6 protein-coding genes are annotated in these 7,659 nt (G+C 63.9%); 1 reads left to right on the top strand and 5 read right to left on the bottom strand.

All coding sequences use genetic code 11. The features are described 5' to 3' along the window. Positions 1 to 200: 200 nt before the first annotated feature. Together JQN68_RS14210 and JQN68_RS14205 are read right to left on the bottom strand one after the other, a co-directional pair. Complete coding sequence (locus tag JQN68_RS14210) at positions 201 to 668, bottom strand: tRNA (cytidine(34)-2'-O)-methyltransferase (RefSeq protein WP_249621274.1); 468 nt, start codon at positions 666 to 668, stop codon at positions 201 to 203. Between the two features lie 121 nt (positions 669 to 789). Further along, positions 790 to 2,076, bottom strand: coding sequence for an O-acetylhomoserine aminocarboxypropyltransferase/cysteine synthase family protein (locus JQN68_RS14205; protein WP_225073735.1), 1,287 nt, complete (start codon positions 2,074 to 2,076; stop codon positions 790 to 792). A gap of 84 nt (positions 2,077 to 2,160) precedes the next feature. On the opposite strand from JQN68_RS14205, the gene JQN68_RS14200 reads away from it, so the two are divergent. Then, entirely contained in the window at positions 2,161 to 3,666 is a 1,506-nt protein-coding gene (locus JQN68_RS14200) for an Rqc2 family fibronectin-binding protein (protein ID WP_225073734.1), read from the top strand. 2 nt (positions 3,667 to 3,668) lie between these two features. Here JQN68_RS14200 and JQN68_RS14195 read toward each other — a convergent pair whose 3' ends face one another. From JQN68_RS14195 to JQN68_RS14185, 3 genes are all read right to left on the bottom strand, one after another. Further along, the gene (locus JQN68_RS14195) at positions 3,669 to 3,944 is read right to left on the bottom strand and encodes an HU family DNA-binding protein (RefSeq protein WP_225073733.1); all 276 of its coding nucleotides are present in this window, start codon (positions 3,942 to 3,944) and stop codon (positions 3,669 to 3,671) included. Between the two features lie 241 nt (positions 3,945 to 4,185). Continuing rightward, complete coding sequence (locus JQN68_RS14190; RefSeq protein WP_225073732.1) at positions 4,186 to 6,657, bottom strand: cation:proton antiporter domain-containing protein; 2,472 nt, start codon at positions 6,655 to 6,657, stop codon at positions 4,186 to 4,188. Between the two features lie 156 nt (positions 6,658 to 6,813). Continuing rightward, entirely contained in the window at positions 6,814 to 7,380 is a 567-nt protein-coding gene (locus JQN68_RS14185; RefSeq protein WP_249621273.1) for a cupin domain-containing protein, read from the bottom strand. Positions 7,381 to 7,659: the final 279 nt, after the last annotated feature.

The following is a 7,659-nucleotide window of genomic DNA, read 5'->3' as shown; positions in this document are numbered from 1 at the left end:
GCGTCTTCGAACCACCGAGAGGCAACGGCCCCAGCTGAACAAGTTCAGATGGGCAGGGTTGATCCGGCGGGGCTTCGTTAAGGAGGGTGGCGGCGATAGATAAAACCTTTAATTGATTGCGGTTTTCCCTTCAGTCTTCAGCCTTCAGTCTTCAGTCTTTATCTTCAGTCTTCAGCCTCCAGCCTCCAGTCTTCAGCCCATCATTCCAACCGCCCCGTCTGCCGCAACGCCTCATACAGCACAATGCCGGCAGCGGTGGAGAGATTCAGGCTGCGCACCCGCTCGTTGAAAATCGGGATGCGCAGGGTGCGGTCGGGGTGGGCGGCCAGCAACTCCTCCGGCAGACCGGTGGTCTCCCTGCCGAACACGATGAGATCGCCGGGCCGGAAATCGGCCTGCACGTGACTGCGGACCGCCTTCTTCGAGGTGTACCACCAGCGCCCGTCGGGAAAGGCCGTCGCCAATTCCGCCAGGCTGTCCCAGCGATGGACCTCGATGACCTCCCAATAGTCCAGGCCGGCCCGCTTCAGATAGCGGTCATCCAGGGAAAAGCCGAGGCGACCGACCAGGTGCAGCACCGAGTCGGTCGCCCCGCACAGCCGCGCGATGTTGCCGGTATTGGGCGGAATTTCCGGTTCCAGCAGAACAATATGAAAAGGGCAGGACATAGTATAAGTTCAGACTGAAGGCTAAAGGGTAAAGGGAAAAGGCTAAAGGCTGAAGGATAAAAAGCAGACCAACCACCAACCACCAACCACCAATGACCAATGACCAATGACCAATGACGGTTTACAGAATCTTCCTCAGCGCCTGATCGAAATCCGCCTTGATGTCCGCGATATCCTCGATGCCCACGGACACCCGGATGAAGTCGGGGCTCACCCCGGACGCCAACTGATCGGCCGGCGACAGTTGTTGATGGGTGGTGCTGGCCGGGTGGATGACCAGGGTCTTGGCGTCGCCGATGTTGGCCAGATGGCTGGCCAGCTGCACGGCGTCGATGAAGCGGGCGCCGGCGGTCACCCCGCCGCGGATGCCGAAGCCGAGGATGCCGCCCTGGCCGTCGGGCAGATAGCGCATGGCCCGTTCGTGGTCGGGATGGCTCGGCAGGCCGGGATAGTTGACCCAGGCCACGGCCGGATGCTGCTCCAGAAAACGGGCCAGTTCCAGAGCGTTGGCGCAGTGGCGCGGCATGCGCACGTGCAGGGTTTCCAGACCCTGCAGCAGCAGAAAACTGTTGAAGGGACTGATGCACGGACCCAGATCCCGCAGCAGGGTGACGCGCATCTTGTCGATGTAGGCCCGCGCCCCCAAGGCCTCGTGGTAGACCAGGCCGTGATAGCTCGGATCCGGAGTGGTGAACTCGGGGAACCGGCCGTTGCCCCAGTTGAAGCGGCCGCCGTCCACCACCGCGCCGCCGAGGCTGGTGCCGTGGCCGCCGATGAATTTGGTCAGGGAGTAGCAGACGATGTCGGCGCCATGCTCCAGAGGCCGGAACAGCCAGGGGGTGGTCACCGTATTGTCGACGATAAAGGGCAGGCCGGCGGCATGGGCCACGCCCGCCAGGGCCTCGAAGTCATCCACATTGTTCTTGGGATTGCCGATGCTTTCGGTGAACACCGCCCGGGTGTTTTCGTCGATGGCCTCGGCCACCGCCTTGGCATCGGCGGTGTCGACGAATTTGACCTGGATGCCCATCCGTGGCAGGGTGTGCTTGAACAGGTTGAAGGTGCCGCCGTAAAGGAAGCTGCCGGACACGATGTTGTCCCCCGCCCGCGCCAGGTTGAGCACCGCCAGCAGGATGGCGGAGGTGCCCGAGGAGACCACCAGGGCGCCGACGCCGCCGTCGAGGTCGGCCAGGCGTTTCTCCAGCACGTCCGTGGTGGGATTCATCAGGCGGGTATAAATGTTGCCGCCTTCCTCCAGGGCGAACAGGCGTGCGGCGTGTTCCGAGGAATCAAAGGTGTAGGACGAAGTCTGGTAGATGGGCACGGCGCGGGAGCGGGTCACCGGATCCGGTGTCTGGCCGGCATGCAGCATCCGGGTGCCGAGGCTGTGTTCCCTTGAATCGGACATGGCAGGTCTCCTTGAAAAAAACGGCGGTTATTTGGTGGCGAAAAGTGTAGCAGAACCGTTCCCCCCGCAAAAGGGAAAAGGCACATGACAAAAAGCATGGACAGCGTCTTCCTCGCCGCCATCGTGGCCGAATTGCAGGCCCTGCTGCCCGGCAGCCAGGTCAGCAAGGTCTGCCAGCCGGATGCCGACACTCTCATCCTGCACCTCTGGAACGGCCGCGCCACCCACAGCCTGCTCATCGGCGCGACACCGGGACGCGCCCGCATGCACCTGACCCAATCCCGGCCGGCCAATCCGGCGGCGCCGCCGCGCTTCTGCCAGTTGCTGCGGGCGCGGTTGCGGGTGCTGACGGCGGTGCGGCAGAGCCCCGGCCAGCGGTTGGCGGAACTGGCCTTTCACGGGCCGGACGGCGCCGCCTACCGGTTGCTGGCGGAACTCCATGGCCGCCGCCCCAATCTGCTGTTGCTCACCGCCGAGGGCCGGATTATCGACGCCCTGCATCGCCGGCCCGGCGCCCTGCCGGGGGAAACCTGCCAGGCACCGCAAGCTCCCGGCGCCCCGCCTGCCGGAGCGGCGGCGGAGCCCCGGGCGGAATTGCAGCCCGCCATCCTGGAACGGGACGGCGTCCCGCGCCTGGTCATGGCGCCGCGCCCGGTCGGCGACCAGCACCGCGAGCCATTTTTCGACCGCCCCTCGGCCGCCGCCGACGCCTATTACCTGGCGGACGCCACGGTTGGCCGGGGCAGCGAAAGAGCCCGCCTGCAGACCCTGGTGAGCCGGGCCGTCAAGCGCTGCAACCAGCGCCTGCAGCGCATCGAAGCGGAGGCAGCGGCCATGCGGCAGGGGGAGGACTGGCAGCGGATGGGAGAATTGCTGTTGGCCCACCTGCACCAAGTGCGGCGCGGCATGACCGAAGTGGAAGTGGACGATCTGTTCGCCGGGGCCGATGCCCCGCGTCGGCGGATACCCCTGGACGCCCGGCTTTCCCCCCAGGAAAACGCCCAGCGCCTGTTTCAGCGCAGCAAAAAAGCCCGTCGCGGCCTGCCCCATGCCGAGCGGCGGCGGCAGGAAACCCACGAAGAGCTGGCCTGGCTGGCGAGCGTCGAACTGGCTCTTGAAACTGCCGCGAACGGCCCGGAGTTGGCCGCCATTGCCGCCGAACTGGCCGAGGCCGGGCTGTTGCCCAAGGACCGGCAGCCGCCCCGGCACCGGCTGCCGACCCCGGTCCAGGGGATTCGCGAAAGCCGTTCACCCGGCGGTTATACCATATTCTGGGGGACCCGGAATCGCGCCAACGACTATCTTTCACGGCATCTGTGCCGCGCCGGGGATCTCTGGTTTCATGCTCTGGATCGGCCCGGCTGCCATCTGGTGCTGCGTTGCGCCGAGGCGGTCGGGCCGGTGGCCGAAGCGGATATCCTGTACGCCGCGGCCCTCGCCGCCGGCTGCTCCCGTGCCGCCGGGGAGGGCAAGGCCGAGGTCATGGTTGCCGAAGGTCGTCACGTGCGCAAGCCCCAAGGCGCGCTGCCCGGTCGGGTGCGGGTGGATCAATTTCGCACCGTGCGGGTCGCCCCCCTGCAGCCCGGGTGAGATCACCGATTGATGCGTTCGCGCAGTTCCTTGCCCACCTTGAAAAAGGGCAGCTTCTTGGGTTTGACGTCGATTTCCTCACCGGTTTTCGGGTTGCGTCCCCGGTAGGCCTTGTAGTCCTTCACCACCAGACTGCCGAAGCCGCGAATCTCAATCCGGTCGCCGGTTGCCAGGCTTTCCGTCATGGTGTCGAAGACGATGTTGATGATCTCTTCCGCCTTCTTGTAGGTCAATCCCTTGTTTTGGGCCAGCGCCTCGATCAACTCCGATTTGTTCATGAAACCTCCAGCAATTTGGGGGTCTTTCACGACCGATATGGTCGTTTACATAAAACCTTAACGGGGACTGGGGCGAATGTCAAACTGGTAAAATCAGGCTGAAGTCTGAAGTCTGAAGGCTGAAGGCTGAAGGCTGAAGGCTGAAGTCCGAAAGCTGAAGGCGTGAGGCGTGAGGGGTGAGGGGTGAGGGGCCAAAGGTTTTACTTCAGTCTTCAGTCTTCAGCCTTTAGTCTGCCTCACTTCAGCCTTCAGCCTGCATCCTGCTCACCAACTCCTCGTAGCCGGTCACCTGGCGCAGGAGGGGAACGAAGTCGGGCCGCATGAGGAGCTTCGACAGATCGGCGAGGATGCGCAGGTGCTGGGCCGGATCGTGGCCCACGGGATCGAGGAAGACGATGACCACCCGGGGCGGGCCGGAGGGCAGGCGGATATCCAGGGGGCGGTTGGCGACGCCCAGAAAGACCGTGGATTTGCGCACCTGGGGCACGTAGGTGTGCAGCAGGACCACGTCGGGCACCAGTTCCACCGCCGGCTCCCGGCGCAGGGCGCGCACCACCTCGGCCCGCTCCGGCTCGTTGCGGGCCCAGGCGCCGTGATGGCAGGCCAGAATGGCATCCAGCACCTCGTCGATGCTTTCCCCCTCGATGTTCCAGCGGGTCAGGCCCGGTTTGAACAGGGCGCCGAGCAGGGCCTGGCTGGCATCGCTCTGGGGCGTATCCCACCGCTCCACCGGGGCCAGCACCACCGACAGGGGCAGAGCGGGGAAAGCCCGGGCCAGTTGCGCCGGCAGGCGCTCCAGGGACGGCTGCCAGGCCAGTTCGCCGCGGCGCGCGCTCATCATCACCAGCCAGTCGTTGTCCTGCAGCAACTCCCGCACGCTGTACAGGACGTTTTTCCAGGACAGGTAGGCCTCGAAACTCACCGGCGTCGCCGGACGCACGTTGCGGATGAAGTCCTCGCTGGCGGAAATGGTTTCCGGCGCGCACAGCACCAGCAGCGGCGAGGCGGTCTGGTTGGCGAGAATCTTGATGGTTTTGATGAAGTTGTCGAAACCGATGTCGCGGGTGGCGAAGGGCGGCAGCAGCAGCACGATGCGCCGCACCGTATTGATGGGCTGGGTCACCCGGTTGACCATCACCATGTGACTGCTGCGCTCGATGACGGCATCGATGACCCGGCCGAAGGTCCGGACGCGGGAATTGGAGCGCCCTTTCCAGCCGAACACCACCAGGGAGATGCGGTAATCCTTCATGGAGCGCAGGATGCCGGCGGTGGCATTGACGTCCACGGCGGTGACCGGCATCACCGGCACCCCGGCGGCGGTGATGCGCACCACGGTGCCGGCCAGGATGCGTTCCGCGGCGAATACCTGCTGCTCCGAATCGCCGCTTTCGGCCACCACCCGCAGGGGAAACAGGGGCTCGTGGGCGCCCTTTTCCCGCAGCAGCAGGGCGATATCCAGCAGCTGCCGACGCTCCTCGCCGACCTCCAGGGGGATCATGATGCGATGGGCGGCCGCCAGGGGATCGAACTGCGCCTGCTCCTCGCGCAGGGCGACGCTGCGTCCGGCCCGCTCGGTGACCACCGAGCCCGCCAGGCAGGTGACGGCGATCATCATGATGGTGCCGGTGATCACGGCTTCGGAAAACAGCCCCAGGTTGTAGCCGACCAGGGCCGCGGCCAATGTGGCGGCGGCCTGGTTGACGCTCAGGCCGAAGATCAGCCAGCCCTCGTCGCGTTGCAGGCCGAGCAGCTTCTGGGTGGCGGCGGCCGCCAGAAACTTGGCCAGCAGCGCCACGGACGTCATGCCGATGGCGATGATCCAGGTGGCGCTGCCGGCCAGCAGCAGGGACAGGTCCACCAGCATGCCCACGGAGATCAGGAAGAAGGGGATGAACAGAACCTCGCCCGTAAAGTGGATGCGGGTCATGAGCAGGCTGCGTTCCGGGATCAGGGGATTCAGGGTCAGCCCGGCCAGAAAGGCGCCGATGATGGGCTCCAGGCCGGCCAGGTGGGCCAGCCAGGCGCAGGTGAAGGTCAGGGCCAGGACGAACACGAATTCCAGGTTCTCGTCGGCCGTGATGCGGCGGAAAAACCAGCGGCTCAGCAGCGGCACCAGGAAAAACACCCCGACCACATAGACCGCCATCAGCAGCAGTAAGCGGGTCCAGAACAGGGCGTTCAACTCGCCGTGCACCGAGCCGGCGATGACCGCCAGGATCAGCAGCGCCAAAGTGTCGGTAATGATGGTGCCGCCGATGGCGGTGGTGGTCGCCGGCGACTTGGCCAGGCCCAGCCGGCCGGCCATGGGAAAGGTCAGCAGGGTGTGGGAGGAGAACATGCTGGCCAGCAGCACCGCCACCGGCACGCTCATGCCGAACACCTGCCGGCCGAGGAGGATTCCCAGGGCCAGCGGCACGGCAAAGGTCAGCAGGCCGAACACCAGGGTCGGCGCCCGGTTGCGGCGCACCTGGTTGAGGTCGATCTCCAAACCCGCCAGGAACATGATGAACAGCAGGCCCACCGCGCCCAGCAGTTCGATGGTCTGATCCCGGGCCAGGATGTTCAGGCCGTGGGGACCCACCACCATGCCCGCCAGCAGCAGGCCGATAATCTCCGGCAGCCGACACCGCCGCGCCAGCAGCGGCGCCAGCAGAATCAGCACCATGACGCTGGCGAAAATCAGGACCGGATCGGAGAACGGTAAAGACATGGGAAGTCCTTGTAAGAAGCAGGCTGAAGTCCGAAGGCTGGGCAGAAGCAGTCTGAAGTCCGAAGGCTGAAGGCTGAAGTAAAATCTTATGTTGCGTGAGGCGTTAGTGCCATGCCTTCAGTCTTCAGCCTTCAGCCTTCAGTCTTCAGCCTGCCCTTAGATAGTCGTATAAGGCGACAGGGTCCAGAGCACCCGGGTCTCGCCGGCGAAGGTGTTCTGCCAGCGGTGGGGCAGGTGGGACTTGAAGGACAGGCTGTCGCCGGGATTGAGGAGGAAGGTTTCGTTGGCGATGGTGATGCGCAACTGCCCCTCCAGCAGGTAGATCAGTTCGTCGCCGGGGTGATACATGTCCTCGCTGCCGCTGCAGCCGTGGACCTTGATGGTACACAAAAAGGAGGTGAAGTGCGGATCGCGCAGGCCCGTGGTAAAGGATTCGGTCTGCAGGTAACGCTCGTCGTCGAACACCGTCCGGGCCCGTTCCCCGGGTTTGGAAAAGACGATTTCATGCGTTGTTTCAATCTCTTCCACAAAATAGTTGATGCTTTTGTCGAACACTTCGCCGAGCTTCAGCAGAATCTCCACGGACGGCGTGGCCAAACCCCGTTCAATGCGCGAAATCATGTTGGAGGAGACCCTGGACTGCTGCGCCAGATCCATGATGGTCAGATCGTTTTTCAGGCGGATGGCCTTCAGTTTCTTGCCGATCAGCTTGTTCAGTTGCATGGGCCACTCCTGAAAAGTGTTTTTTATTTGTCATTTGTCATTTGTCATTTGTCATTGGTCATTTGTCACTGGTTGTTGGTTGTTGGTTGTTTGTTGTTGGTTACCAGTCACCAGTCACCAGTCACCAGTGACCGGTGACCGGTGACCGGTGACCAGAGACCAGAGACCAGAGACCAATGACCAATGACCAGTGACCAGTGACCAGAGTGACCAGTGACCAGTGACCAGTGACCAGTGACCAGTGACCAGTGACCAGTGACCAGTGACCAGTGACCAGTG

Origin of the sequence: Desulfuromonas sp. CSMB_57, assembly GCF_020194955.2 — a bacterium.
GTDB lineage: Bacteria > Desulfobacterota > Desulfuromonadia > Desulfuromonadales > Syntrophotaleaceae > JAFCIY02.
This window is presented reverse-complemented; position numbering and strand designations above follow the sequence as displayed.